Raw genomic sequence first — 26,749 nt, forward strand, 5'->3', positions numbered from 1 at the left:
AGCCTTGCCCCCTGCTCATCCCCCTGGCGATTGAGCGGATGGAGATAATCCGCGCAGAATCTTCCGGCTTCTTCGAGCACAGCCGTCGCCAGGCTGCAATCCACATCCTTGCCCAACTCGGCCATCACCCCGTCAAAGTCGAGGACCTCCTCCAGCAGAAAGCGATAGTCGTCGATGGGCGGGGTATAGCTTTGCATGTCACGGACCTTTCTACTGTGAAAGGCTATACCAAACAGTTGTTACAGTTTCAACCGGTGGAAGCGTCATGCCGGAACACTCTCACTATCTGTGCAGCAATCTCTTGTGGGGTCAGGCGCCCTGGTCGCACCCAATCTGCTGCGGAATTGAGCTGCGAAAGAAGCAGGTTTCGATAGATGGAGCGGTCCATGTTGGGCGGAAGAGGCAGATCATCCACCAAGGCGCGGAACAGCGTTTCGAAGCGATCCCGCCGCTCAATCAGCGCGGCCCGGACAGGGGCCGGGACTTCGCGAAAGTCGTTCATCATCGGCATGGTCAACGAAGCGGGATCGAGCTGGATTTCCAGCAGGCTGGTACAGGCCGCCTCCAGTCGCGCCCATGGCTGGGAATGCTGCTCAACAGCCCGCGTGATCCTGCGCTCCGCTTCGTCCAGTGCGGCATGATGCACTTCGACAAAGAGGGCGTCCTTCGACTTGATATGATGATATAGCGATCCGCCCTGAACGCCGGCCGCTTCGCCGATGTCGCGCATGGATGTGCCGCGATAGCCCTTTTGCGCGAACAGGCGCGCGGCGATTTCCAATATGGCGCGGCGTCGCGTGCCGCCCGCCTCCGGTTCACTGATCCTGTCATCCATCGTCGTCATCCCGGCGACCTAGCATGAAAGGCATTGGCGAATCACCCCGCGGTCGGCGTCGGGCAAGGGTCGGGGGACAAGGATTCATATCGACCGAAGGTCCAATTGCAAGCCTGGGCACCTGTGCCATCCTTGACCCAACTTCAATCAATTTCAGGAGTGGGACGATGCTGCAGCAGGCCATGGAGCGTTTTGCGGGGAATAGCTTGATCCGTGATCGCTACGACAATTATATCGGCGGGCAGTGGATAGCGCCCGCCAAGGGGCAATATTTCGACAATATCTCGCCCGTCACGGGGCAGGTCGTGTGCCAGATCGCACGCGGAAACGCCGATGATATCGAACTGGCGCTGGATGCAGCTCATAAGGCGAAGGATGGCTGGGGGAAAACATCACCCACCGAGCGGTCCAATATCCTGCTCAAAATGGCCGATCGCATGGAGGCCAATCTTGACCTGATTGCGATGGCCGAAACCATCGATAACGGCAAGCCGATCCGGGAAACGACGCACGCCGACATTCCGCTTGCCATCGATCATTTCCGCTATTTCGCCGGTTGCGTGCGCGCGCAGGAAGGCTCCATTGCCGAAATCGACCACGACACCATTGCCTATCATTTTCACGAGCCGCTCGGCGTTGTCGGCCAGATCATTCCCTGGAACTTTCCGCTGCTGATGGCCGTCTGGAAGCTTGCGCCCGCTTTGGCGGCGGGCAATTGCGTGGTCCTGAAGCCGGCCGAGCAGACCCCGATGTCCGTCATGGTCCTGATGGAAATCATCGGTGATCTGCTACCGCCGGGCGTGCTCAACATCGTCAACGGCTTTGGCGTGGAGGCGGGCAAGCCTTTGGCCAGCAACAAGCGGATTTCCAAGATCGCCTTTACCGGGGAAACCACCACCGGCCGTTTGATCATGCAATATGCCTCGGAAAATCTCATTACCGTGACGCTCGAACTGGGTGGCAAAAGCCCGAATATTTTCTTCGAAGATGTAATGGACGCCGACGACGACTATTTCGACAAATGCCTGGAAGGCTTTGCCATGTTTGCGCTCAATCAGGGCGAGGTGTGCACCTGCCCCAGTCGCGCCCTGATCCAGGAAAGCATCTATGACAAGTTCATTGCCCGCGCGATCGATCGGGTGAAGGCCATTCGCCAGGGTAGTCCGCTTGATCCATCGACGATGATCGGCGCCCAAGCATCGAACGACCAGCTTGAGAAAATCCTGTCCTACATCGAAATCGGCCTTGGCGAAGGTGCCGAATTGCTGACCGGCGGCGAAAGGGCGCGGCTGGATGGCGAGTTGGCGCAGGGCTATTACGTCACGCCGACCGTGTTGAAGGGCCACAACAAGATGCGGATCTTCCAAGAGGAGATTTTCGGCCCGGTCCTGTCCGTCACCACCTTCAAGGATGAGGCGGAAGCGCTCGCGATCGCCAACCACACCCTTTACGGCTTGGGCGCGGGCGTATGGACGCGCGATGGCAGCCGCGCCTACCGCATGGGCCGGGCCATTCAGGCGGGCAGGGTCTGGACGAATTGCTACCATGCCTATCCGGCTCACGCGGCCTTTGGTGGCTATAAACAGTCCGGCATCGGGCGCGAAACGCACAAGATGATGTTGGATCATTATCAGCAGACGAAGAATCTGCTGGTCAGCTACAGCCCCAAAGCGCTCGGATTTTTCTGACCCGACGATGGTGCAATTGTCGGAAGCTGCATTCCCTGTTTGACGCTTCCGATGGCGGCGGGCGCCGTTTCCCCAGCGCCCGCCGCACTGGTTTCTAGCAAGGACAGCGACCATGGTGCCAACCCGCGTGACAGCCACGCCGGAAGCAGAAGCGATGATGCGATCGCTTACGCGAACCCACGGCCCGCTGATGTTTCATCAATCGGGCGGGTGCTGCGACGGATCCGCCCCGATGTGCTTTCCGCGCGGCGAGTTCAGGGTCGGTGCGCAGGACGTTCTGCTGGGCCATGTGGCAGGCGACATTCCCGTGTGGATCGGGCGTGCGCAGTTCGACTATTGGCGCCACACGCAGATCATGATCGACATCGTGCCCGGTCGCGGCGCTGGCATGTCGCTCGAAAGCCCGGAGGGCGTCCGTTTCATCGTCCGATCCCGCGTCTTTACAGATGAAGAATATGTCGCGCTGGAGGCGGCGGGTGACCCGGCTGACGGAAACTGAACGTCGGACTGGCCACGCGTCATCGGCAGGTTCATAAGGTCGCATAACAAGGAGAAAACAGGGGGAGAGGACCCGATGACGTTGCTGGCTTCACGCATCGGCTTTGCCGCCAGTCACGCCGCCAGCCCAGCGGCGGCCATGGACGAAATCATGGAGCAGCTGGGTGAGGCGCCGCTTGCGGGGATGATGCTCTTCTGCTCCCATCGGTTCGACCGGGACGCGCTGGCGCGGGCCATCAACCGGCGCAGCGAAGGCGTATCGGTCATTGGATGCACCAGTTCGGGAGAACTGACGAATCGCGGCTATGATGAGGATAGCCTGAGCGCGATCGCCTTTCCCGAGGACGGCTTTCACCTTGCCTCCCATTGTTTCCAGGACGTCGACCGGTTTGATCCCGTTGCCGCCCGCGACGCTGTCCGCAATCTGGTCGCCACGGCGACGCGCGACAGCCGGGCGCTGGGCGACGAGATACATCAGGTCGCCTTGTTCCTTGTCGACGGGCTGTCCCATCGCGAAGAATTGCTTACCATGACAATCCAGGATGCGTTGGGTGATATTCCCCTGATCGGCGGTTCATCGGGCGATGGCCTGGCCTTTCGGGAAACGTCGATATTCGAGGGCGGGCGGTTTCATGCCCATGGGGCGGTGGTGGCGATCCTGTCGACGCCCAGGCCATTGCATGTGTTCAAGGCGCAGCATTATCGGCCGGGCGCAGCGAAGATGGTGGTGACAGGCGCCATCCCCCAGGATCGCGTGGTCACCGAAATCAACGCCGAGCCTGCGTCCAGCGAATATCTGCGCATGGCCGGTCATGCCGGCGAAGCGCTGGGTGTCGAATTCTTCGCCGCGCATCCGCCGATGGTCCGCGCCGGTGGAGATTATCATGTCCGGTCCATCCAGAGCGCCAATGCGGATGGCAGCCTGACCTTCTACTGCGCGATCGACGAAGGCATCGTGCTGACGGTGGGCGAGCCGGTCGATCGTATCGCCGGCATGGACGCGCTGTTCACCGACATCGCCGATCAATTGGGCGAGGTGGATCGCATCATCGCCTTCGATTGCGTGCTCAACCGCATTGATGCCGAACAACGCCAGATTTCCCGTGCAGTGTCCGAACTCTATCGCCGTCATAGGGTGATCGGGTTCAACACCTATGGCGAACAATATCATGCGCTGCACGTCAATCAAACGTTCAGCGGCCTGGCGATCGGGACATGACGGGGATGGCCGCCGACATTGCGGATGCGGATCAAGCGGACGTCGCGGCGCTGCGCCTGGAGGTCGCCAAGCTGCGCAAGATCAACGCCGCGTTGATCGATCGGGTCGAACGGTCCAGCGATATGGCGGGCAATGCCTTTGCCATGTTCGAAACCGCCATTTCCTTGGAAGCGATGGTGCGCGACCGCACCATGCAGCTGGAGGACGCGCTGGCGCGGCTGGCAAGCACGCATGCGGAACTGGCCGCGGCGCATGACAGCGCCGACGCAGCACGCATGCGACTGCGCGACGCCATCGATTCCATCAACGAAGGTTTTGTGCTCTTCGACGCCGATGACCGGCTGCTGCTGTTCAACGAGGCCTATCTCGGTTTCTGGCCCGACATCGCCGATCACCTGCGGGAAGGCATGCGGTTTGATGAAATTGCCCGGCTGGCAGCGGCACACCACACGCCGCGTGAAGCGCTGATTGCGCCCGACCGCTGGGTTTCCGAACGCCTTGCCCGCCACAGCGTCGCCCGGGGCGGCCATGTCCAGGCGCTGGCCGATGGGCGATGGGTGCAGGTCAACGAATTGCGGACCAGCGAGGGCGGCATCGTCGGCATCTATACCGACATCACCGAAGCCAAGGCCGAGGACGCGCGCGAGCGGGCGCGCGAACTGGCCGAACGCAACATCATCCTTCAGGCGACGCTCGACAATCTGTCCGAAGGCGTCTGCCTGTTCGACGCGGACGGGAATGTCGCGGCATGGAACGAGGCGCTTCAGCATCTTTTGCGACTGCCGGAAGATTGGGCGCAGGACATGGGCACCCATGCCCAACTGGTGCTATGGTGCCGGACCGAGCGGCATCTGGACGACAAGGGGTGCCTTGACTGGCGCAACGACGTCGGCCGCAAGGTCGCGCAGGTTCATGCAGCCGATCGTTGCTTTGAGGTGCGCAGCACAATGCTGGATGGCGGCGGTCAGGTGATCGGCTTTACCGATGTGACCGACATGCTGCGCGCGCAGGCATCCTTAAAGGAAACGGCCGAGACGCTGGAACGCCGGGTCATGGAACGGACAGGCGAGCTGCAAGCCGAAGTGGCCGAACGACGGCAGATCGAGGCCGAATTGATGGACGCCAAGGTCGCGGCGGAAAAGGCCAATCTGTCGAAGACGCGCTTTCTGGCGGCGGCCAGCCATGACCTGCTGCAACCCTTGAACGCCGCACGCTTGTTCGTCGCGGCCCTGGGCGACCGGCGACTCGCCCTGCCCACCCGCGCCCTGGTCAGCCAGACGTCCACCGCGCTCGATTCGGTCGAAGACCTGCTGGAAGCGCTGCTGGAAATCAGCCGGTTGGACGCCGGCGCCATCCAGGCCGAAGTGTCGGACTTCCCCCTCGACCGGTTGCTGGACACGCTGCGAGTGGAGTTTGCGCCGATGACGCGCTCAGCAGGCCTGTCGCTCCATATCGAGGCTGAACCGGTGTGGGTCCGGTCGGACATCAGGTTGCTGCGGCGGATCCTCCAGAATTTCCTGTCCAATGCGGTGCGCTATACGCAGAAAGGCGCGGTGCGGCTGCATTGCCAGATGTCCGATGACGCCGTCGAGATCGGCGTGACGGACACGGGGCCTGGCATTCCGCCCGACCAGCAGCAGCTGATATTCGAGGAGTTCCGGCGGTTCGACAATCGCCAGTCCGGCAAGGGACTGGGCCTGGCCATCGTGCGTCGGGCCAGCGACATGCTGCGCCATCCGGTGACGGTGCAGTCGTCGGCCGGCAAAGGTGCCACCTTTTCGATCAAGGTGCCGATCGGCATGGAAACGGCCGATGCGGCGCACCCGAGTGACGCGGCGGGGCGGGATCGCACCATGCGCGGGCTGACCGTCCTGGTGGTGGACAATGAACGCGCGATCCAGACCGGCATGAGCAGCCTGTTGGGCGGATGGGGATGCAGCGTCGTGACGGCCGGCAGTTTTGCCGAGGCGGCGGCCCAGTTCGACGCGGGCGCGGCGCCCGACATCATCCTGGTCGACTATCATCTGGACGAGGCCGAAACCGGCGATGTCGTGATTGACCAATTGCGGGCACATTTTGGCGTGCGGGTGCCCGCGGTGATGATTTCGGCCGACCGTGGCGAGGCATTGAAAGCGCAGCTGGACGCGGCCGACATTCCCCTGCTCAACAAGCCGGTAAAGCCCGCGCAATTGCGGGCGCTGTTGCGAACGATCCTGAAATAGCGGGGCGGTGCGGCTCAATCGCCGCTAAAGCCGACCCGGTTCGCCTTGATCACCGCCTGGGTGCGGCTGAGCACGCCCAGTTTCTGGAGGATAGCCGAGACATGCGCCTTGATCGTGGTCATCGAGACGCCAAGATCATGCGCGATCTGTTTGTTGAGACGGCCGCGCACGAGATGGCCCAGAACAGTCTTCTGCTGTGGCGTCAGACTGTCGATGCGGCGGACGATGTCGTCCTCTTCGACCGAGGGGGGCGGCACTTCGCCCATAGTCTCTGGCAGATAAATTTCGCCCGCGACGATACGGTGGAGCGCATCGACGATGCCGCTGCGCTTGAGCGATTTGGGAATGAAGCCCGCCGCGCCGGCCGCCAGCGCGTCCTGCACGATCGCGCGGTCAAAAGCGCCCGACACCATGACCACGGGCAGGATCGGAAAACGCTGGCGCAACAGCTTGAGCCCGTCGAGCCTGCGCACGTCGGGGATATTGAGATCCAGCAGGATGAGATCGAAATTATCCTGCTTTTCCAGCAGGGCGACCGCTTCGCTCATGCTGGCCGCCTCCAATATCTCGATATTGTCGAAACTGATCGCGATGACGCTGCGCAGGCCATCGCGCACCAGTGGATGATCGTCGATGATCAGCACCCGCTCCATCATGGCGTCCCCGCCCATATACTGATCCTGATCCATCCCCCGCCCCTGCGTTCCATGATCCATGATGCCATGGGCAGAAGCAAGATGCATCGCGCCTGGCGGCAATGCCGGCATGTGCGGCGCATACTGTCCCCGGCCCATGACAATCATCGATCAGTCTCCTTTTTTGTCGGGCTTATCGCGGCAGCTTGAAGACCCAGAGCGCCCCGCCCTGATTGATGTCCTTGAAGCTTTTGGCCACTTCGCCGCCCCATAGCGGCACCGCCCCGCCCCAGCCCGACATGACTGCGACATATTGTTCGCCATCCTGTTCCCAAGTGACGGGCGATCCGACCACGCCCGATCCGGTCTGGAATTTCCACAATTCCTGGCCCGTCTTGGCATCGAAGGCCTTGAGATACCCCTCCGGCGTGCCGGTGAAGACGAGGTTGCCGCCCGTCGTCAGCACGCCGCCCCACAAAGGCGCCTTGTTCTTATATTCCCACATGATCTTGCCGGTCCTGGGGTCCATCGCGCGGAGCGCGCCGATATGGTCCTCCGCAATCGGCTTGATGGTGAAGCCCGCCCCCAGATAGGCCGCGCCCTTCTTGTAGGCGATGGGTTCGTTCCAGATGTCCATGCCCCAGTCGTTGGACGGCACATAGAAAAGGCCCGTGTCCTGGCTATAGGCCATGGGCATCCAGTTCTTGCCCCCGAGGAAGGATGGGGAGGCAAAGACCGGCTTTCCCTTTTCGGTCGTCGGCGCGCCGGGCCGGCCGGCTTCGATATAATTGGGCCGTCCGGTCTTGAGATTGATGCCGTCCGCCCAGGTCGTCTGCATGACGAATTTCGACGCGCTGACCAATTTGCCGTTGGTGCGATCAAGCACGTAGAAATAGCCGTTGCGATCCGCCTTGGCGCCCAGCTTCATCGGCTTGCCATTGATCGTGGCGTCGAAGGGGATGAATTCGTTGACGCCGTCAAAGTCCCAGCCGTCATGCGGCGTGGTCTGATAATGCCATTTGATGACGCCGGTGTCGGGATCGAGCGCGATGGTGGAGCTGGTGTAGAGATTGTCCCCGGGGCGCAGATGGCTGTTCCAGGGCGCGGGATTGCCGGTGCCGAAGAAGAGCAGATTGGTGTCTGGGTCATAGGTGCCACCTAGCCAGGTCGCGCCGCCGCCGGTTTTCCACAAGTCGCCCTGCCAGGTGGCGTTGGTCTTGCCGGTGACGCCGTTATCCTTGCCCCGCAGCGTGCCCATATGGCCTTCGATCACGGGGCGGTGCCAGATGAGTTCGCCGGTGTTGACGTCGCGCGCTTCGACCGCGCCGACGACGCCGAATTCGCCGCCCGAATTGCCGGTGATGACCATGCCCTTGACGATGATCGGCGCGGCGGTTGCGCTATAGCCTTCCTTATAGTCGGCGATCTGCTTGTTCCACACGACCTTCCCGGTTTCGCGGTTCAGCGCCACCACGCGCGCGTCGAGCGTGGCGAAGATGATCTTGTCGCCATGGATGGCCGCGCCGCGATTGACGACGTCGCAGCAGGGCATGATCGCGTCGGGCAGGCGGGCGTCATATTGCCATTTTTCCTCGCCGGTGCGCGCGTCGAAGGCGAAGAGGCGCGAATAGCTGCCCGTCACATAGATGGTGCCGTCATAGACGATCGGCTGCGCTTCCTGGCCGCGCTGCTTTTCCCCGCCGAGCGAGGCGGCGAAGGCGGGCACGAGTTTTGCGACATTGCCGGCGTCGATCTGCTTCAAGGGGCTGAACCGCTGCGCGCGCGGACCCATGCCGTAGGTGAGCACGTCGCCGGTGGTCGCCGCGTCGTTCATGAGGTCGGCGTCGGTCGGGCCGGCCCCCTGCGCCAGCAACGGCGATCCCGCCACGACCAATGCCAGTGCGGCGGCGCCACCCAGCGAACGCAACATACGTCCCTTCATCTTCATCCTCCCGTTTCAGCGGCGCCGTGCGCCCCCATTGCGCCGACCAGCCTATGCCAGGCGGCGCGAGCGGCAATTGGACCTTCGGTCGGGAGGAAATGGACAGGAGCGAAGTTCAATCGCTTTTGCCGCTTTTGGCCCCGAAGCGACCGCTACGCGACCACGAAGCGACATTGAGGCGACACCCACGCGACGGGGCGCAATGGCCACCAAGGTCCGTCAGACGGGGCATGAACAGGATTGAAACAGGCCTCACCGATCAGGGTAGATCAGAGAAAATCCAACATTGGAAGCGGCAAGTGAGGGCCGCGATCAGCCTGCGACGGGCTTCTGATAGGTAACGCCATGGGCGGCGAACAGGGCGGCCAGCTCGCCCGATGCCACCATGGCTCCAAGGATATCTTCCACCGCGTCGCCCAGCGTGCGGCTGTTTTCCTTGACCGCCATGCCAATGTCCCAGCCCGGCGAGGTGAAGGCGGGAAGCGGCATTTTGCGGCGAGTGACGGCGGGATTGCCGCGATCATGCAATGCCGCCTCGATCTGGGCGCGGCTGGCGAGCACGCCGTCGGCCCCGCCATCGAGCATCGCGTCGACGGCCGCCGTGCCGCTTTTATGATGGATGACATCCCTGGACAGCGCGCCGCCAAAGGCGCCGATCAGATAGAAATCGGGAATGCTGTCCAGTTCGGCGGCGAGCCGCCTGCCCTTCCACTGCACCGGCGGCGCATCGCAGTCGATGTCGCCATTGGCGCAGGCGAACTGGAACGTCTCACGATAATAAGGCGCGACGATCGCAACCTGATCATTGCGCGCGGCAAAGGCCCGGTCAAAAGGCACATGCAACATGATATCGGCGGGCATGAAGCCCAGCAGCCCGCCCTTCCACACCGCATTGCGCAGGTCATCGTCGACGCTTTCATCCGCCGTGATTTGCGCCACGTCGGCGCGCACGCCCAGTTTCTGCGCCAGCGCCTTGGCAAGATCGACGTCGATACCGGTCAGCTGGCCGTTTTTTTCCCAGGACCAGGGACGGTTGTCACTATAGACGGCGACCCGAAGGACCCCTGTATCCCTGACCTTGCCGAGCGGCGCCGCGCCGATGCGCGAGGGCAGCAGGCCCAGTGTCGCGGCGGCGCCGGCGGCGCCGGCGGCGCCCAGGAACGCGCGGCGGCTGATCATGGGATCAGCCCTCGAACTTGGTTTCGAGCCAGGCGCGGATGGCCCAGCCGGTCTTTTGTCCCAGAACATCGCCAAATGGCGGCATATAGACTTTGCCATCATGGCTGGAGCCGTGGCGATAGCGTTCGGCGAACCATTGGTCGCCCGATTCGCCCTGCTCCAGATAGCGCAGGTCGGGGGCGATGCCGCCGCTTTCTGCGTCCAGTCCGTGGCAGCGCGCGCAGTTCTGGCCATAGGCGGACTGGCCGATTTCGATCGCCTTGGCGTTGCCGCTATAGGGATTTTTTTCCAGCCATTCCTCGCCAATGTCCGGCAGCGCGGAGGTGTCGACCGCTTGCGGCGTCACGTCGCCATGCGCCAGCAGCTGGCTGGCCGTCGTTCCGCCCAGCACGGCCAGCGCGCCGAGCAGCAAAATGCGTCCCGAAATCATGATCCTGTTCATCCTCACCCATCATGTCCTGTTCCGTGCAAGTGTAGGGGAGCGGCGGGGAGCGCCCCATTGGCCTTTGGTACAATCCCGCCCGCGTGACGCTGCGCCTAGACCATAGGGACAACAGCAGGACGTGGTTGGGAGAGGCTGGCATGAAGAGACTGCTATGGGCCGCGATGGCAAGCGCGATGCCGGTCCCGGCGATCGCGGACACGCTCTATGTCTCCAATGAGCGGGGCGACAGTGTGAGCGTGATCGACGGCGCTACGCGCACGGTGCTGGCGACATGGGATGTGGGCGGCCGGCCACGCGGCATCACCGTGTCGAAGGACGGGCGATATGTCTATCTGTGCGCCAGCACGGACCATGCGGTGCAGGTGATCGATCGCGCCAGCGGCAAGCTGGTGGCCGAATTGCCGTCCGGCGAGGACCCCGAGCAATTTTTCCTGTCGCGCGATGGCGGCACCCTGTTCGTCGCCAATGAAAATGACGCCGCGCTGACCGCGATCGATCTTTCCTCGCGCACTGTCGCCTTTCAGGTGGCGGTGGGCGGCGAGCCGGAAGGCGTCGCGCAAAGCCCGGACGAACGATGGGTGGCGGTCACGTCCGAAGAGGATAATGTCGTCACCTGGATTGATCTTACCACCCGGACGGCGGCAGGCGAAACCGCGACCGAGATGCGGCCGCGCCATGTCGAATTCACCGCCGACGGACGCCAGCTGTGGATCGCGGCCGAGATTGGCGGCATCGTCCAGATCGCTGACGTTGCCAGCCGGACGATCACCGACACGCTGCGGTTCGAGATAGAGGGCGTTGCGGCGCACCGTATCCTGCCCTGCGGCATCCGCTTCACGCCCGACGGCAGGACCGCGATCGTGGCGTTGGGCCGTGCCGATCATGTCGCGCTGGTCGATGTGGCGACCCGCAAGATACGCGCCTATGTCCCGGTCGGCCGCCGCGTGTGGCATGTCGCGGTCAGCGCCGATGGCCGCCATGCCTATAGCGCCAATGGCCTTTCGGACACGGTATCGGTGATCGACCTGGACACAGCCAAGCTGGTGGGCACCGTGCCGGTCGGCTCTGCCCCGTGGGGAATCGCCATCGCGCCCTGACCCGACCCATGCCAAAGCCCTCGGCCGAAAGTCGCAGAACCTAAGTTCAATTTTCCCTTTGCCTGCCGCGGCCCACTGTCGGGGCCAGCCGGAACCACCGGCGGCTCAACGGGAGGATGAGATGAAGGGGACACTGCGCCTGATGTGCGCCGCGGGCGTATTCGCGCTTGGCGTCACGGCCGCGCCGGCGATGGCCGGCACCACCGCCGATCTGCTGAAACGACTGCATGAAAAGGGCATCCTGACCGACGAGGAATATCAGGAGCTGCTGAGTGGCCAGGCGAGCGAAACGGTGCAGGCAGCAGCCGCGCCCAGCGCACCGCCCGTGACGCCCGACGCATCGGGCGGCGCAGGCTTCGTGCGGATGACCGACAGCGGCATCGGCTTGCAGATGGGGGACGTGACGCTGAAATTTTCAGGGTCGGTCAACGGATTTTACGTGCATGACAATGGCGAAGCGCCCAGCGCGACCAACACGGTCGTGGGCGGTGTCGCGACGGTGGGCGGGGACACGTCCGCGATTCGCAACGGCCTGCTGCCCGGTTTCCTGAAGGTCGAGGCGATGACCACCCAGGGCGGCTGGGACGTTGGCGCGCATTTCGGCATGTATCCGGGCATCAATTCGGTCAATTACGCGGCGGGCGGCGGCGCCAACAGCCCCGGCAATCCGCGCGCGTTGCAGACCAGCGGCATCGATTTCCGTCAGACCTACCTGACGTTCGGGCGCAAGGGCTTTGGCGAGGTGAAGATTGGCCGCGATATCGGCCTGTTTGCGTCCGAAGCGATATTGAACGACATCACCCTGCTGTCGTCGGGCACGCCGGCGGGCAATGTCGCGCCGTCCAACACGACGCTGGGCCGGATCGGCACCGGCTATATCTACACCGATTTCCAGCCGCAGATCACCTATACCACGCCCAGCTTTGGCGGGATCACCGCCAGCATCGGCATTTTCGAGCCGCTGTCGTCGCTGACGGGCCCCGCTGAAACCAACAAGCAGCCCGGTTTCCAGGGCAAGCTGGTCTATGACGGCAAGATGGGCGCGGTATCGACGCGGCTGTGGGCGTCGGGCATCACGCAGAAGCATAATGTGGATGCCGGCCCCGACTATACCGGCTGGGGATGGGATGTGGGGGCCAAGGTCGGCTTTGGCCCGGTCACGGTGGTCGGAACCTATTATGACGCATCGGGCCTGGGGACCACCGCGCTCAACCTGTTCGACACGGACGGGCTGGGCAACAAACGCGACAGCCACGGCTTCTATCTTCAGGGACTGGCGACCTTCGGCAAATTCTCGTTCGGCGGCAGCTATGGCGAAAGCCATCTGGATTACGCCAATGCGGCCGACGCAATCGCCAACCCCGCGCTGGTCGACAAGAATAGCAGCTGGGTCGGGCAGGTCCGCTATGGCCTCAACAGCTGGGTGACGCTGCTCGGCGAATATGTGAGCACCAAGTCGCAGGCGCATAACGGCAATGAGGCGTCGTCGGACGCGATCGCGGCGGGCGCGATCCTCTTTTTCTGACCAAAGGACCAATGTCACGGGGGCCGGGCCGCATCCTACAAGGGGTGCGGCCCTTTCCATTTGCAATCGCGACGAAAAACCAGAAGGGAGAGGCCGCCTGAGGGGAATGCCATGAAAACCTGCCTGCTGCCTGCGCTGCTATTGATCGTTCCGACCGCCGCATGGGCGCAGACGACGCCCGGCGATGCGCCAGCGATCATCGTGACCGGGCGCGGCCTGCCCCTGCCGCCGGGAACCCCGGCCTATGGATCGGTGGTGATCGGGCGCGACCGGCTGATGCACAGCGCATCCGGGCGGATCGAAACGGTGCTGGGCGATGTTGCTGGATTTCAGCAGTTTCGCCGGTCGGACAGCCGGTCGGCCAATCCGTCCGCGCAGGGCGTGACGCTGCGCGCGCTCGGCGGCAATGCGTCGAGCCGGACCTTGATGCTGCTGGACGGGGTGCCGCTGGCCGATCCCTTCTTTGGCTATATTCCCTTCGGTGCGCTGGCGCCCGAACGACTGTCGGTCGTGCGCGTGACGCGCGGCGGGGGCAGCGGCGCGTTCGGATCGGGTGCGGTCGCCGGCACCATCGAACTGGCGAGCGCGACCCGTGACGAGTTGCCCGACATGGCGCTGAGCGCCCTATATGGCAGCCGCGACGCCAGCGAATTGTCCGCCACCATCACCCCGGATCTGGGCGGCGGCCATGTCTCCCTGTCCGGGCGATGGGACCGGGGCGACGGATTTTATACCACGCCGCGCGACCAGCGAGTCGCCGCCAGCGCGCCCGCCGCCTATGATGGCTGGTCGACCAATATCCGCGCGGTCGCTCCGATTTCCGCGACGTCCGAACTGCAATTTCGCGCGACATTGTTCGAGGATCATCGCACCCTGCGCTTCCAGGGCGCCGACAGCATGAGTGAAGGGCAGGACGCCAGCATCCGCTATGTCGCGCGCGGCCCGTGGCAGGTCGATGCGCTGGCCTATATTCAGGCGCGCAATTTTTCCAATATCGTCATATCCTCCTCCAGTTTCCGCAAGACGCTGGATCAGCGCAACACGCCATCGACCGGGCTGGGCGGCAAGATCGAGCTGCGCCCGCCGGTCGGCCCCGACCATGTGCTGCGCGTGGGTGCCGACACGCGGCTTGCCACCGGCGACATGTATGAGGACGCCTATAACGCCAATGTCGCGAGCAACCCGCGCACCTTCCTGCGGCATGCGGGCGGCGAGCAATGGACGAGCGGCCTGTTTATCGAGGATGACTGGACGCTGGGCAGATTGGTGCTGACCGGCGGCGCGCGGGTCGACCGGTGGACGATCCGCAACGGCTTCTACCGCCAGGTCAATGCGACGACGGGCGCGGCGAGCGGCGAATCCTATGCCGACCGGTCGGGCTGGGAAACGACCGGCCGGATCGGCGCGCTGTTCAGGGCGAGCGACGCGGTTGCGCTGCGGGCGGCGGCCTATAGCGGCTTTCGCCTGCCCACGCTGAACGAACTTTATCGGCCCTTCGTGGTCTTCCCTATCACCACGCGGGCCAATGCCGCGCTGAACCCTGAAAAGCTCAAAGGCGTGGAGGCGGGCGTCGACCTTACCCCCATGAAGGGCGTCACCCTGTCGGCCACGGCTTTCTACAACCGGCTGGACGGCGCGATCGCCAATGTCACGCTTGCCGACGTCCCCAACACCCGCAAGCGGCAGAATGTCGATCGGATCGTCGCCAAGGGCGTGGAACTGACGGCCGCGGCGCAGATGGGCGATTTTTCCCTGTCGGCATCCTACGCCTATAGCCACAGCAGCGTCCATGCGCCGGGGCAGGCGTTCGACGCCTTCGCCCCCGCGCAAAGTCCGCGCCATGCGGCGAGCGGGACAGTCGCCTGGGCGCCGCGCGGCGGGCCGTCGCTGTCCACGACGCTGCGCTATGTCGCCAAACAATATGAGGATGATTTGCAAAGCGATGTGCTGCCCGACGCGCTGACGCTGGACGCGGTTGCGCGCCTGCCGCTGGCCCAGGGCGTGTCACTGGTCGCGCGGGGCGAAAATCTGTTCGACGAACGCGTCATCACGCGCAACGCGGGCGGGTCCATCGACCTTGGCACGCCGCGCACGCTGTGGATCGGCGTCAGCTGGCGTCATTGACCCAAAGTAGGATGGAGCGCCCCCTGCCCCTCCCCTAACCCTTGTTCCGGCAAGGAAAATGGGAGCGGATATGATGCGAGGCTGGGCTGCACTGCTGGCCGGATCGACGGCGATCTGGACCGCGCCAGGCAGCGCGGCGGAGGGAGAGGCGGACAGCAACGCCGACAGGAGCGCGATCATCGTGACCGCGCCGGGCGGCGCTGTCGACATTGACGATGCGCTGATCCTGACGCGAGACGATATCGGACGCGCCGGCACGCCCGACCTGCTTGGCGCCCTGACCCGGACGATCGCAGGCATCACCGTGCAGGATGCCCAGAATAATCCCTGGCAGCCCAATCTGGTCTATCGCGGTTTTTCCGCGTCGCCCTTGCAGGGCGTGGCGCAGGGGCTGGCGGTCTATCTGGACGGAGCGCGGTTCAACCAGCCCTTTGGCGATACGGTGGCGTTCGACCTGCTGCCCGAAGCGGCGATCCGAAGCGTGGGCCTGCTGGATGCAAGCCCGGTCTATGGCCTCAACGCGCTGGGCGGGGCGATGCTGGTCGAAACGCGCACCGGCCTGTCCGATCCGGGGCTGGAAGCCAGCTATAGCGCGGGACGTTTCGATTATCGCGAGGCGAGCGTTGCCGGCGGCATCGCACGCGGCGACCTGAGCGCCTATGGCGCGTTCCAATATAGCCATGAGGATGGCTGGCGCGATTTTTCGCCCTCAACCCTTTATAATGGCTATCTCGGCCTGGGCTTCGACACGGCGTCGGGCGGCCTGCATGTCAAGCTGGTGGGCGCGGATACCGACCTGACCGGCAATGGGGTCGCCCCGGTCGAATTACTGGCGGCGGACCGGCGCGCGGTGTTCACTTGGCCCGATAACAGCCAATCGACCTATGGCCGCATCAGCCTGCATCCCTGGGTCGCCCTGTCCAATACCACGCGGATCGAAGGCACGCTTTATGCCCAGCGGCTGACGCTGCGCACGATCAACGGCGACGCGGCCGATATCGAGGCGTGCGAGGAGGAGGACGAGGCAGGGCTGCTGTGCCTGGAAAGCGTGGGGGATGATCCCGACGATGAGGAAGATGCGGTGCTGACCGACGCGGCCGGCGCCCCGATCGCCGACATGCTGGGCGGGGACGGCTATGGCGTGCTCAATCGCGGCCGCACCCGGACGCGGGCCATGGGTGCCCTGTTCCAGATCATCGACGACCGGCCGATGCGGGGCGGGACCAACCATTTCGCGCTGGGCCTGAGTTACGACACCAGCCGGACGCGATTCGACACGTCGGTCGAACTGGGCGCGTTGACCGATGCGCGCAGCGTCGATGGGCTGGGCGCGATGATCGTGCAGGGCGATGGCGCCATCGCGCCGGTCAGCCTGGTCACGCACAGCGATTATTGGGGCGTCTTCGTGCAGGACAAGGTGCCGATCACGCCGCGCCTGTCGGCCGAGATCGGGCTGCGATATAATCATGCGCGGATCGTGCTGCAGGACCAGATCGGCACGGCACTCAACGGCCGGCACCGGTTCCAGCGGGTCAATCCGGGCGTGGAACTGGATTACAGGATGAGCGACGCGCTGTCGCTGCGCGCGGGCTATGCGGAAACGAACCGGGCGCCGACCCCGGCGGAATTGTCCTGCGCCGACGAAAATGCGCCGTGCAGCCTGACCAATTTCTTCATCGCCGATCCGCCGCTCAAGCAGGTAGTGGCCAAAAGCTGGGAGGCGGGCGCGAGCGGATCGGGACAGACTGGCGGTATCAAGGTCGACTGGCTGCTGTCGGCCTATCGCACACGCAACCGCAACGACATTCAATATATCGCCTCGGCCATCAGGGGGCGGGCCTATTTCCAGAATATCGGCGCCACCCGGCGGCAGGGGATAGAGGCCAGCGTCAAGGCAAGCCGGGGCGGCCTGACCGGCGCGATCAGCTACGCCTTCACCGATGCGACCTATCGCGCGCCGCTGACGCTTGCGAGCCCGGCCAACCCGCAAGCGGATGAGGACGGAAGAATCGCGGTGGCGCGCGGCGACAGGCTGCCGGGCATTCCCCGCCATAGCGCGACGCTGAGCCTAGACTATGCGACAGCGCGATGGTCGATCGGGGGCGATGTGCTGGCGCGGAGCGGCCAATATCTGGTCGGCGACGAAGGCAATGATACGCCCCGGGTGCCGGGCTATGCCATCGTCAATCTGCGCGGCAGCGTGACGATTGTGCCGGGCGTCAGCCTGTTCGGCGAAGTGCGCAACGCCTTCAACCGACGCTATGCCACATTCGGGACGTTCAGCGAGGTGGATGAGATCGACCTGGAGGAAGCGCCCGGCGCAGCGGACCCGCGCGCTTATGGCCCGGGCGCGCCGCGCCGCTGGTATCTGGGAATGAAAGCGCGTTTCTAAAGGTCTAGTCCGGCCGGTCGACGCGCGGAAGCAGCCGCGCCTCCAGCCCGGGGTAGAGATGCGAGACGCTGCGTTGCAGTTCGTAACGCGCGGCGGCGAGGCCGGCGAAGCGATCGGGGATCGGCAGCATCCCCGCCTCCACCATGTCGAGGCCGGCGGCGACGGCATCGGTCAATGTCGCGTCGAGCCAGTCAAGCCAGTCGCGAGTCTGGGCGATCGCGGCCGTGCCGCCAGGATCCAAGGGCCCGTGGCCGGGCAGCAAGGCGCCATGATCCAGTGCCGCGAGCCGATCAAGGCTGGCGCGCCAGGCCAGCAAGTCTGCGGTCGGCGTGCTGGGCGCGCGGTCGTAAAACACCAGATCGCCCGCGATCAGCAGCCCGGTCTGTTCATCGAGCAGCGCCAGGTCGGCGCTGCTGTGGCCCGACAAGGCCAGTAGGCGAAGCGTCCTGCCGCCAAAATCCTCCTGCCCGGCGGTCAGCGCAGTGCGGGGCAGCAACAGGTCCGTGCCGCGCATCCAGTCGCCAAGGATACGGTACATGGCGTCGGAAAAGCCCTGCCCCTGCGCCGCTATGGCGGCGATGGTGCCCGGCAATGCGGCGGCGCGGGTGGTATCGAAAGCGCCAAGGCCAAAGCCATGATCGGGATGGAGATGCGTCACATAGACGCGGGTCACCGGTTTTCCGGTCAACCCTTCGGCCACGCGCTTGAGCGCCAGGCCATAGCGCAGCGAGGGGCCGCAATCGATCAACACCGTGCCCGCCGGCGTATCGACAATGGCGATATTGGCGATGGCGCCGCCATTATCCGCCTGAATGGGCGCATCGGCCCCGCGCACCATCCAGATGCCCTGCGCGATCTGTTCGGGTTCGATCGCGTAGTTTTCGGCGGCTCTGGCAATGACGGGCATAAGGGCGAGGCCGGTCAGGACGCTGCGACGCGAGAGCATCAGGGACGCGCCGGTATCGGTGATTGCCGGGCCACGTCGATGCGTGCGACATAGTCCCGGCCATTGGTATCGCGCGCTTCGACCAGAAGTTGCCCCCCTGCCGGCGCATCGGGCATCAGGGTCAGCGCCGGATCTTCGGCCACGCTGGCCCATATATCCATCTCCCCCAGCAGCCGGCCATCGCCATTCTTCACCACCAGATGATCGAGATGATAGGTCGCGATATTGGCGACGAGGCCCGTGTCCATGGGGTGGCGGAAGCCAAGCCGCAGCCGCGCGCCATTCTGCTGCGGCCAGGCGCGGCCGCGGATTTCGCCCAGATGATCGGCCCAGTCGCCCTTCACCCGGCTGACCGGCGGCGTGGAACAGCCCCCGCCCGCCGCGTCGATCCAGCCGCCCGACACCAGCCACTGACCGTCCGTCAACTGAACCGCGCCGCGCACCGGCGTCCGCTGGTCGAGCTTGATGCGGGTGGCGACATAGGGCGCGGCGTGGGTGGGCCGATAGTCGATCGCGACGGGAATGGGATTAAGGTCGGCAAAGAGCAGCATTCGCCGCACCCCGGCGATCCCGCGCGCGTCGATGGCGACGGGAAAAGCGCGCTGATCCTCCGCAATGGAAGGAAATTCGACCTTCACGCGCGCGTCGAAGCGGACGGGATCATCGCCGAACAAGGTCCGGGCATGGGCGCGCCACATGGGCGATCCCAGCGGATCGGCGGGATAATCCTGCGCCGCCTGCGCCGGCGCGGCGATCAGCGCCAGCAACAGCGCCATGATGGCCTTCATGTCCCTTCTCCCTAAGTGCAGGACGTAAGGCAGGCCGCCTTGCGATACCATTACACCTTGGGTCGAGGGCGCGGAAGGAGGTGGCGATGGGGATCGCGTGGATGATGCTGGCGATCGCAGCGCCAACGGGGGCGAACGCATCTGCATTCGACAGCGCGGGATATCGGATCGCCCATTATCGCGCGCCGACGCGGCGCGCGCCCGAGGGCGTTACCCGGATCGCACCTGAAGCCGCGGCGATGTTACGGCCGGGTGTCGATGCCCTGTTCATCGACGTGACGCCGGTCGATCCCGGTGCGGTGGGCAAGCCGGAGCGAATGACGATCCCCGGCGCACACTGGTTTCCCGACAGCGGCAGGGGTGGCATTGATCCGGCCGTCGAACGATGGCTGATCGGCGGCGTGACGCGGCTGACCGCAGGGCGCGCCGCTATGCCGGTGATCGTCTTTTGCCTCGCCGATTGCTGGATGAGCTGGAATGCGGCGCGACGGCTGCACCGCGCGGGCTATCAACCTGTCTGGTGGCTGGCGGAAGGGAGCGATGGCTGGCGAGACCTGGGCTTGCGGCTGGAGCCGAACCGTCCGGAACGCAACCGCCCGCAATGACCGTCGATGCATGCAGCCTGAACACGCGCCTTGGACCAATGGCCCATTGCGCCGCATCGGGCTAAACCCGCATTTTCATGGGCAATCCGGCGACCTCAGCCGAACCGTCCATGGAGAGCATCTTGACCAATCCCGCCATTCTTCGCCTGTCGATCGCCGCCGCGCTGCTGCTGTCGCCGCTGCCCGCCGCTGCCAAGGATATTGTCGTCCAGATGAAGAATCAGGGCGCGGAAGGATCGATGGTGTTCGAGCCGTCCTTCATCAAGGCTGCGCCGGGGGACACCATCCGGTTCGTGCCAACCAACCCCAGCCATAATGCCGAAACCATGGCCAATATGCTGCCCAACGGCGCGAAGCCGATGAAGGGGGCGATGAACAAGGAAGTGACGATGACCGTCACCAAGCCCGGCCTCTACGGCATCAAATGCCTGCCGCATTATTCGATGGGCATGGTCGCCCTGGTCCAGGTGGGCAAGGTGACGCCGGCCGACATCGCCGCCGCCAAGGCCGTGAAGCTGCCCCCCTTCGCCGCCAAGCGGATGACGGCGGCGCTGGCCAAGGTGAAATGATCGAGGCCGCCGCCTCGGCCTGAGGCAACGCGATCAGAACCAGAAGCGCAACCCCATGACGAGGCTGGTGGTCGACGCCCCCTGCCCCGCCACGCGCGCATAACGCGCCGTGTCGCCGAGGCGCCTTTCCCAGTTGACCCCGACATAGGGGGCAAATTCGCGCACAATCTCGTAGCGCAGGCGAAGGCCCAACTCGACCGTCGACAGGCCGGATCCGACACCCAGTTCCGGCACGTCCTGCGCGGCGATGTTGAATTCAGCGGCGGGTTGGAGGATCAGCCGCTGGGTAATCCGCTGATCATAGCTTCCCTCCAGCCGGACATGGGCATCGCCCTTGTCCGACAGGAAGGCCTGTGCCTCGACTTCGAAAAAATAGGGAGCGAGGCCTTCGATACCGATGGTGGCGTAGCTGCGCTGTGGCTGCGGGCGGATATCGTGACGCACACCGGCGATCAGGTTCCACCAGGGATCGATGGCGCGGCTGTAGAGCGCCTGAACCTCAGCCGTTTCGAGCGCGCCGCCGACATCGCCCTCCCCTTCCGACTTGATGGCGAGGCGGTTGATATCGCCGCCGACCCAGCCTTCGCCTTCCCAGTGATAGCCATCACCGCCGTTGCGTGCGCGATATTCAAAGCGATCGGCCATCAATTGTGAAAAGGTCATGCCGCCATTTTCGCGGATCAGGATGGCCCGGGCGCGCGCCATCTCCGCCGGATCAAACAGTGCGTCGGCGGCATGATCGGTGGGGGGGGCCGGCGGCGCGGAGGGCGGCCCGGCGGGCATGGCATGGCCCGCATGAGGACCGCCATGGCCCTGATGTTCGACAGGCGGCAGCGGCGGAGCGGCGGGGGCGGGCTGGTCCATGCCGTCATGCTGCATCTGGTCATGGCCCATATGCGCATGATCCATCTGGCTGTGGTCAGCCGACTGGGCGAATGTCGGGGATACGCCCGTCGCGCTCAGAAGGAAGACGGCAAGAAGGCGCTTCATGCCTCCGCCCCTTCATGCCGCACCGTGACGATGCGCATCATCCCCGCATGCATGTGCAGCAGCATGTGGCAGTGAAAGGCCCAGTCCCCGATGGCATCGGCCGTAAGGTCGAAGCTGATCTTGCCGCCGGGCAGGACGTTGACCGTATGCTTGCGGGGGAAGCGGGCGGGGTCCGGGCCGTTGACCAGATCGAAGAAATGGCCGTGGATGTGAATGGGGTGCGGCATCATGGTGTCGTTGATGAGCGTGACGCGCACCTTTTCGCCGTGACGGAATGCGATTGGCTCTGCCCCGTCCGACAGCTTCACGCCGTCGAACGACCACATATAGCGTTCCATGTTAGCCGTGAGATGAATGTTGATCGCGCGATCGGGCGCGCGGCTGTCCGTGCCGGGGGTCATAGCGCGCAGGTCGGCATAGGTGAGAACCCGATGGTCGACATGCTCCAGACCCGTCGGCCGGTCAGCCGTCCGGTCCATCGGCATGGGGGACAAAGTGGCGACGCCCGGTCCCATCGGCACGTCGGGCGCGACCGAGGGGTCCAGCATTTTCATCTTGTGGTCGGCCATTGCGGGGCCATGTCCACCCATGTCGTGCGCCATAGCCTGGCCCGCGCCGCCGCCATGACCACCATGCTGCATCGTGCCCATGTCCATGCCCATGTCCTTCATGCCCAGCAGTGGCCGCTGCCGCAGCGCCGGGACAGGCGCGACCATGCCCATACGCGGCGCGAGCGTAGCACGGACCAGTCCGGAACGATCAATCGCCTCGGCGATCAGAGCATAGGGTTTGTCTTCGCGCGGCTGGACGATGACATCATAGGTTTCGGCAATACCGATCTGGAATTCGTCGGTATCCACCGGCTGCACATTCTGACCATCGCATTGAACAACCGTCATCGGCAGGCCGGGCAGGCGGACGTTGAAATTGGTCATCGCTGAGGCATTGATGATGCGCAGGCGCACCCTTTCCCCCGGAGCAAAGAGGCCGGTCCAGTTTTCCGCCGTGCCATGACCGTTCACCAGATAGCTGTAAGTCGCGCCGGTCACGTCGGAAAGATCGGTCGGGTCCATGCGCATCGCGCCCCAGTCGATCCGTTCATCGAGCGGCTGGTCTTTCCCCGCCAAAAGCCCATCGAGCGTTTGCCGTTGATAATTATAATAACCGCCCATCTGCTTGAGCCGCCTGAGCAGCGTATGCGGATGGACCGGTGACCAGTCGGACAGGAGCACGACATGCTCCCTGTCGCAGGCCACCGGATCAGGACCGGCAGGATCGATGATGATCGGACCATAATGGCCCATCGCTTCCTGCATGCCCGAATGGCTGTGATACCAATATGTGCCCGATTGGCGCACGGGAAATTCGTAGCGGAACGTCGCGCCCGGCCTGATGCCGGGGAAGCTGACGCCCGGCACGCCATCCATGTGAAAGGGGACGAGCAGGCCGTGCCAGTGAATCGATGTATCTTCGCCCAGGCGGTTGGCGACGTCGATGCGGACCGTCTGTCCTTCCTTGAGGCGGATGAGTGGCGCGGGAAGCGTCCCGTTGACGGTGATCGCATGCGCGGAGCGCCCACCTGTACGGAAATGACTGGTCCCGACCGTCAACGCGATCGCATCGCCCGACAGGGTGTCGGGCGATGGCGACAGACCTGCGCTGCCGCTGCGCGCCCAGGCGGGGAACGCGCCGGCCAGAGTCAGGAAGGCCGCGCCGCCCAGGAAGGCGCGGCGGTCAAAATGCGAATCAGTCATATGCGCTCATACACGCGGCAACGGCCATGGGTGCAATCACCTCTCACGCGGCTGCCGCCTCCCCGGTCAGACCTGTCGCAGGGCGCGGGCGGGGCGGACCGATAGCAGCGGCAGCGCGCCGGCAAGGCCGACGCCCAGCGTCAGCAAGGCTCCGCCCGCCAGCGTGCCGAGCATGACCGCCCAGTCGGGCGACCAGGTAAAGTCGAAGACCTGAACGATCACGAACCAGGCCGCCGCGCTGCCAAGCGCCAATGCAACGATAGCTAGCAGCAGCGAGAGCAGGCCATATTCCAGCGCCTGCCCGCCCAGCAGTTGCAGCCGCGTCGCCCCCAGCGTCTTGAGGATGACGCTGTCATAGCTGCGCGACTGGCGGGCGGCGGCGATTGCGCCCACCAGCACGGCTATACCGGCCAGGATCGCGACCGAAGCGGCGACCAATATGGCGCGCGACATCTGCGTCAGGATGGTGCCGACCTGATCAATGACATCGCCCACGGCGATGACCGATACGCCGGGGAAAGCCGCCAGCAGCGCGCGGGTCATGGCGGCATCATGGCGCGGGTCCATGGTGATGGTGGCGGCGACACTGTGCGGCGCGGACTGCAAGGTGACGGGCGAAAAGACGAGCACATAGTTGAAGCCCATCGTGTCCCAGTTGACCTTGCGCAGCGAAGCGATGCGCGCCGTGATCTCACGCCCCAGGATCGAGACAGTCAGGCTGTCGCCAACGCCGATGCCGAGCGTGCGGGCGGCTTCCGCGTCGAGCGAGACGAGCGGCGGGCCGCGATAATCGGCGGGCCACCATGTGCCGGCGACCAGATCGCTGCCTTCGGGCAGGCGCGCGCTATAGGTGACGCCGCGTTCGCCGCGCAGGAGCCATGCGCCCTCGGGCAGTTGCGCCAGATCGGCGACGCGCGTGTCGCCATAGCCCGTGATCGTGCCGCGCAGGACGGGAACGATGTTAAGTTGCGCTTCGGGCGCTTGCGCCAGGGCAATGGCGCGAAAACGCTGCTGCTGCGGCGCGGGAATGTCGAGAACGATCTGCGCCGGCGCCTTTTTGGGCACAACCTGCCGGATTTCGGCGTTCAGGCTGGTTTCGATCCCGGCAAGCGTCACGAACAGGGTCAGGGCGAGGCCAAGCGCAACGATCAGCGCAGCCGTCTGCGCCCCGGGCCGGTGCAGATTGGCAAACGCCAGCCGCAGCCAGGGACGACGCGGCCGAGGCAGCCGCCGGGCGATCCGGCGCACGGCGACGCCGATGCCGAGCAAAAGGAGCAGGACCGCCCCGACCGCGCCGAGAACGGCGGCGGAAAAGAGCGGATCGCCCGCCGTTCCCAGCGCCAGCGCCAGGAGCAGAAGGCCAGCCACCGCCATGGCGGCGAGGCTGCGCCGGTCCAGGCCCGATCGGTTTTCGATCACGCCGCGGAACAAGGCGGCCGCAGGTTGGGTCCGCGCGCGCGCCAGCGGCGGAAAGGTAAAGAGGAAAGCGATAAGCAGGCCGTACAGCGCACTCGTCGCCAAAGGCAGCGGGAACAGGCGAAACCCGGGGCTGACCGGCAGCACATCGCCTGCGAGCGCCACCACCAGCGGCGGCAGCGCAGCGCCCACAAGCAGGCCTACGACAATGCCCAACAGCGCGACAGCACCCACCTGCAACCGATAGATTCGCGCAATATCCGCCGCGCTGGCCCCCAGCACCTTGAGCGTTGCAATGCCGTTGCGCTTTCCCGCCAGATAGGACGCCACGCCATTGCTGACGCCGATGCCCGCGATCACGAGAGCGGCAAGGCCGATCAGCGACAGAAATTGTCCCATCCGGTCGATGAAGCGATTGGCGCCGGGCGCGGCGCGATCGCGATCCTTGAACGTCCAGCCTTCGCCCGCGCGGGCCTTTTCCCAGTCCCGGCGCACGGTCGCCGCATCATAGCGCGGATTGAGCCGGATGCGATATTTGGTGGAATAAAGACTGCCGGGCTGGATCAGCCCGGTGCGGCGAAGCCCTGACAGGGACGTGATCGCCACGGGGCCGAGCGTGAAGCCCTCCCCCAGCCGGTCGGGCTCGTCCTTGATGATATCCCGCACAGTGAACAGCGCGTCCCCATAGCGCAGCTTTGCCCCACGACCGATCCCCAGCCGTTCGACAAGGGCGTCGCCGATCAGAATATCGCCGGCATCAAGCGGGCGATAGGGCCCATGTTCCAGCGTCAGCGCGCCGTAAAGCGGATAGGCGGCATCGACGCCCTTGAGTTCGGTCAGGATGGCGGGCGGTATGCCCCCCCTCCCCTGCCCCACCCGCTGCGCCATGGCGCGCATGCGGATGGTCTGGCTGAGCGTTCCGAGCTGCCGAAAGGCTTCTAAGTCGCCCAGGCCGGCTTCGCGCTGGGTCATGCCGATCTCGATATCGCCGCCCAGGATCAGTCGACCACGGTCGCGCAGTTCCTGCGTGATCGCGCTGGTCAGGCTGCCGATCGCGGCCAGCGTCGCCACGCCCAGGAACAGGCAGAGGAAGAGGAGGCGCAGGCCGCGAAAGCCCAGATGCAAATCGCGGCGGGCAATGCCCCATGCCGCGCGCCAGCCAAGGCGGCTCACGCCATCTGATCCGACAGGATATGCCCGTCCCGCATCTCGATGATGCGCTCGCAGCGTTGCGCCAGTGCGGCGTCATGCGTGATGATGAGCAATGTCGCGCCGGCCGCCGCCTGCCGTTCGAACAGCAGGTCCAAGATCGCCGCACCGGTCGCTGCGTCCAGATTGCCCGTGGGTTCGTCGGCAAAGAGCAAGGTGGGGCGCGGCGCGACCGCGCGCGCGATGGCGACGCGCTGTTGCTCGCCGCCAGACAGTTGCGCGGGATAATGATCCAGCCGGTGGCCGAGGCCCACCGCGCGCAATTCGTCCGCCGCCAGGGCAAAGGCGTCCGCCTGCCCCGCCAGTTCGAGCGGGACCGCGACATTTTCCAGCGCGGTCATGGTGGGAAGAAGATGAAAGGATTGGAGGATGATGCCGATCCGCCCGCGCCGCGCGCGCGCCAGTTCATCTTCCCCCAACGCCCCGAAATCGACGCCGCCAATGCTCACCATGCCGCCGCTCGCGCGTTCCAGCCCCGTCAGCACCGCCATCAGGGAACTTTTCCCCGAGCCGGACGCGCCCAGGATGGCGACGCTCTGCCCGCGCAGCACCTCCAGGTCGATCCCCTTGAGGATCGTAACCGGGGCCTCACGGGTTCCCAGCTGCAGCGTGACATTGCGCGCGCATATGGCGATAGTTGCAGGATCACTTGGCGAATGCATGAAGGGAAT

22 protein-coding genes (1 of these 22 cut by a window edge) are annotated in these 26,749 nt (G+C 64.8%); 10 read left to right on the plus strand and 12 right to left on the minus strand.

Annotation, left to right across the window (positions count from 1 at the left end; all coding sequences use genetic code 11):
* Positions 1-197 carry the beginning of an acyl-CoA dehydrogenase gene (locus RLDS_RS39345; RefSeq protein WP_021225908.1) on the minus strand. 1,522 nt of this gene lie to the left of the window's left edge, so 197 of the gene's 1,719 nt are visible here — the first part of the coding sequence; the start codon lies at positions 195-197; the stop codon falls past the left edge of the window.
* A 50-nt stretch (positions 198-247) separates the two neighbouring features.
* Positions 248-844: a TetR/AcrR family transcriptional regulator gene (locus RLDS_RS39350; RefSeq protein WP_021225909.1), complete on the minus strand. Its 597-nt coding sequence runs from the start codon at positions 842-844 to the stop codon at positions 248-250.
* Positions 845-1,002: 158 nt separating this feature from the next.
* On the opposite strand from RLDS_RS39350, the gene adh reads away from it, so the two are divergent.
* The 4 genes from adh to RLDS_RS39370 all read left to right on the plus strand — a co-directional run bounded on the left by adh (position 1,003) and on the right by RLDS_RS39370 (position 6,462).
* The gene (gene adh / locus RLDS_RS39355; protein WP_021225910.1) at positions 1,003-2,523 is read left to right on the plus strand and encodes an aldehyde dehydrogenase; all 1,521 of its coding nucleotides are present in this window, start codon (positions 1,003-1,005) and stop codon (positions 2,521-2,523) included.
* Positions 2,524-2,635: 112 nt separating this feature from the next.
* Positions 2,636-3,022 (plus strand): DUF779 domain-containing protein, encoded by a 387-nt coding sequence (locus RLDS_RS39360; RefSeq protein ID WP_021225911.1) that lies wholly within the window; start codon positions 2,636-2,638, stop codon positions 3,020-3,022.
* A 75-nt stretch (positions 3,023-3,097) separates the two neighbouring features.
* Positions 3,098-4,240 carry an FIST N-terminal domain-containing protein gene (locus RLDS_RS39365; RefSeq protein ID WP_021225912.1) on the plus strand — a complete coding sequence of 381 codons (1,143 nt, stop codon included), beginning with the start codon at positions 3,098-3,100 and terminating at the stop codon, positions 4,238-4,240.
* Positions 4,237-6,462, plus strand: coding sequence for a hybrid sensor histidine kinase/response regulator (locus RLDS_RS39370; protein ID WP_021225913.1), 2,226 nt, complete (start codon positions 4,237-4,239; stop codon positions 6,460-6,462). The genes RLDS_RS39365 and RLDS_RS39370 overlap by 4 nt, the downstream gene beginning before the upstream one ends.
* 14 nt (positions 6,463-6,476) lie before the next feature.
* On the opposite strand, the gene RLDS_RS39375 is transcribed toward RLDS_RS39370, so the two are convergent.
* The 4 genes from RLDS_RS39375 to pedF form a co-directional block, all read right to left on the minus strand.
* The gene (locus tag RLDS_RS39375; RefSeq protein ID WP_021225914.1) at positions 6,477-7,265 is read right to left on the minus strand and encodes a response regulator; all 789 of its coding nucleotides are present in this window, start codon (positions 7,263-7,265) and stop codon (positions 6,477-6,479) included.
* Between the two features lie 25 nt (positions 7,266-7,290).
* Positions 7,291-9,039: a methanol/ethanol family PQQ-dependent dehydrogenase gene (locus tag RLDS_RS39380; protein WP_031298044.1), complete on the minus strand. Its 1,749-nt coding sequence runs from the start codon at positions 9,037-9,039 to the stop codon at positions 7,291-7,293.
* A gap of 312 nt (positions 9,040-9,351) precedes the next feature.
* The gene (locus tag RLDS_RS39385; protein ID WP_021225916.1) at positions 9,352-10,218 is read right to left on the minus strand and encodes a substrate-binding periplasmic protein; all 867 of its coding nucleotides are present in this window, start codon (positions 10,216-10,218) and stop codon (positions 9,352-9,354) included.
* 4 nt (positions 10,219-10,222) lie between these two features.
* Entirely contained in the window at positions 10,223-10,648 is a 426-nt protein-coding gene (gene pedF, locus RLDS_RS39390) for a cytochrome c-550 PedF (RefSeq protein ID WP_031298047.1), read from the minus strand.
* Between the two features lie 152 nt (positions 10,649-10,800).
* Here pedF and RLDS_RS39395 point away from each other — a divergent pair, with 152 nt between their 5' ends.
* From RLDS_RS39395 to RLDS_RS39410, 4 genes are all read left to right on the plus strand, one after another.
* On the plus strand, positions 10,801-11,760 hold the full coding sequence (locus RLDS_RS39395) for a PQQ-dependent catabolism-associated beta-propeller protein (RefSeq protein ID WP_031298048.1): 960 nt from the start codon (positions 10,801-10,803) through the stop codon (positions 11,758-11,760).
* Between the two features lie 121 nt (positions 11,761-11,881).
* Positions 11,882-13,285: a porin gene (locus RLDS_RS39400; protein WP_021225919.1), complete on the plus strand. Its 1,404-nt coding sequence runs from the start codon at positions 11,882-11,884 to the stop codon at positions 13,283-13,285.
* Positions 13,286-13,396: 111 nt separating this feature from the next.
* Positions 13,397-15,409: a TonB-dependent receptor plug domain-containing protein gene (locus RLDS_RS39405; RefSeq protein WP_021225920.1), complete on the plus strand. Its 2,013-nt coding sequence runs from the start codon at positions 13,397-13,399 to the stop codon at positions 15,407-15,409.
* Between the two features lie 73 nt (positions 15,410-15,482).
* On the plus strand, positions 15,483-17,801 hold the full coding sequence (locus RLDS_RS39410; RefSeq protein ID WP_031298049.1) for a TonB-dependent receptor: 2,319 nt from the start codon (positions 15,483-15,485) through the stop codon (positions 17,799-17,801).
* A gap of 4 nt (positions 17,802-17,805) precedes the next feature.
* On the opposite strand, the gene RLDS_RS39415 is transcribed toward RLDS_RS39410, so the two are convergent.
* Together RLDS_RS39415 and RLDS_RS39420 are read right to left on the minus strand one after the other, a co-directional pair.
* The gene (locus tag RLDS_RS39415; protein ID WP_031298051.1) at positions 17,806-18,750 is read right to left on the minus strand and encodes a quinoprotein relay system zinc metallohydrolase 1; all 945 of its coding nucleotides are present in this window, start codon (positions 18,748-18,750) and stop codon (positions 17,806-17,808) included.
* Positions 18,747-19,535 (minus strand): quinoprotein dehydrogenase-associated SoxYZ-like carrier, encoded by a 789-nt coding sequence (locus RLDS_RS39420; protein ID WP_021225923.1) that lies wholly within the window; start codon positions 19,533-19,535, stop codon positions 18,747-18,749. The genes RLDS_RS39415 and RLDS_RS39420 overlap by 4 nt, the downstream gene beginning before the upstream one ends.
* 86 nt (positions 19,536-19,621) lie before the next feature.
* On the opposite strand from RLDS_RS39420, the gene RLDS_RS39425 reads away from it, so the two are divergent.
* The gene (locus RLDS_RS39425; RefSeq protein ID WP_021225924.1) at positions 19,622-20,140 is read left to right on the plus strand and encodes a rhodanese-like domain-containing protein; all 519 of its coding nucleotides are present in this window, start codon (positions 19,622-19,624) and stop codon (positions 20,138-20,140) included.
* Between the two features lie 122 nt (positions 20,141-20,262).
* Positions 20,263-20,709 carry a pseudoazurin gene (locus RLDS_RS39430; protein ID WP_031298053.1) on the plus strand — a complete coding sequence of 149 codons (447 nt, stop codon included), beginning with the start codon at positions 20,263-20,265 and terminating at the stop codon, positions 20,707-20,709.
* A gap of 33 nt (positions 20,710-20,742) precedes the next feature.
* Here the strand turns inward: RLDS_RS39430 and RLDS_RS39435 are convergent, their stop codons facing one another.
* The 4 genes from RLDS_RS39435 to RLDS_RS39450 form a co-directional block, all read right to left on the minus strand.
* Positions 20,743-21,699 carry a copper resistance protein B gene (locus RLDS_RS39435; protein ID WP_021225926.1) on the minus strand — a complete coding sequence of 319 codons (957 nt, stop codon included), beginning with the start codon at positions 21,697-21,699 and terminating at the stop codon, positions 20,743-20,745.
* A complete protein-coding gene (locus RLDS_RS39440; protein WP_021225927.1) occupies positions 21,696-23,453 on the minus strand; it encodes a copper resistance system multicopper oxidase in 1,758 nt (585 codons plus the stop codon). The genes RLDS_RS39435 and RLDS_RS39440 overlap by 4 nt, the downstream gene beginning before the upstream one ends.
* A 66-nt stretch (positions 23,454-23,519) precedes the next feature.
* Positions 23,520-26,042: an ABC transporter permease gene (locus RLDS_RS39445; protein WP_021225928.1), complete on the minus strand. Its 2,523-nt coding sequence runs from the start codon at positions 26,040-26,042 to the stop codon at positions 23,520-23,522.
* Positions 26,039-26,740, minus strand: coding sequence for an ABC transporter ATP-binding protein (locus tag RLDS_RS39450; protein ID WP_021225929.1), 702 nt, complete (start codon positions 26,738-26,740; stop codon positions 26,039-26,041). Before RLDS_RS39450 ends, RLDS_RS39445 begins: the two co-directional genes overlap by 4 nt.
* Between the last annotated feature and the right edge of the window lie 9 nt (positions 26,741-26,749).

The organism is Sphingobium lactosutens DS20, from assembly GCF_000445105.1.
GTDB classification, from domain to species: domain Bacteria; phylum Pseudomonadota; class Alphaproteobacteria; order Sphingomonadales; family Sphingomonadaceae; genus Sphingobium; species Sphingobium lactosutens.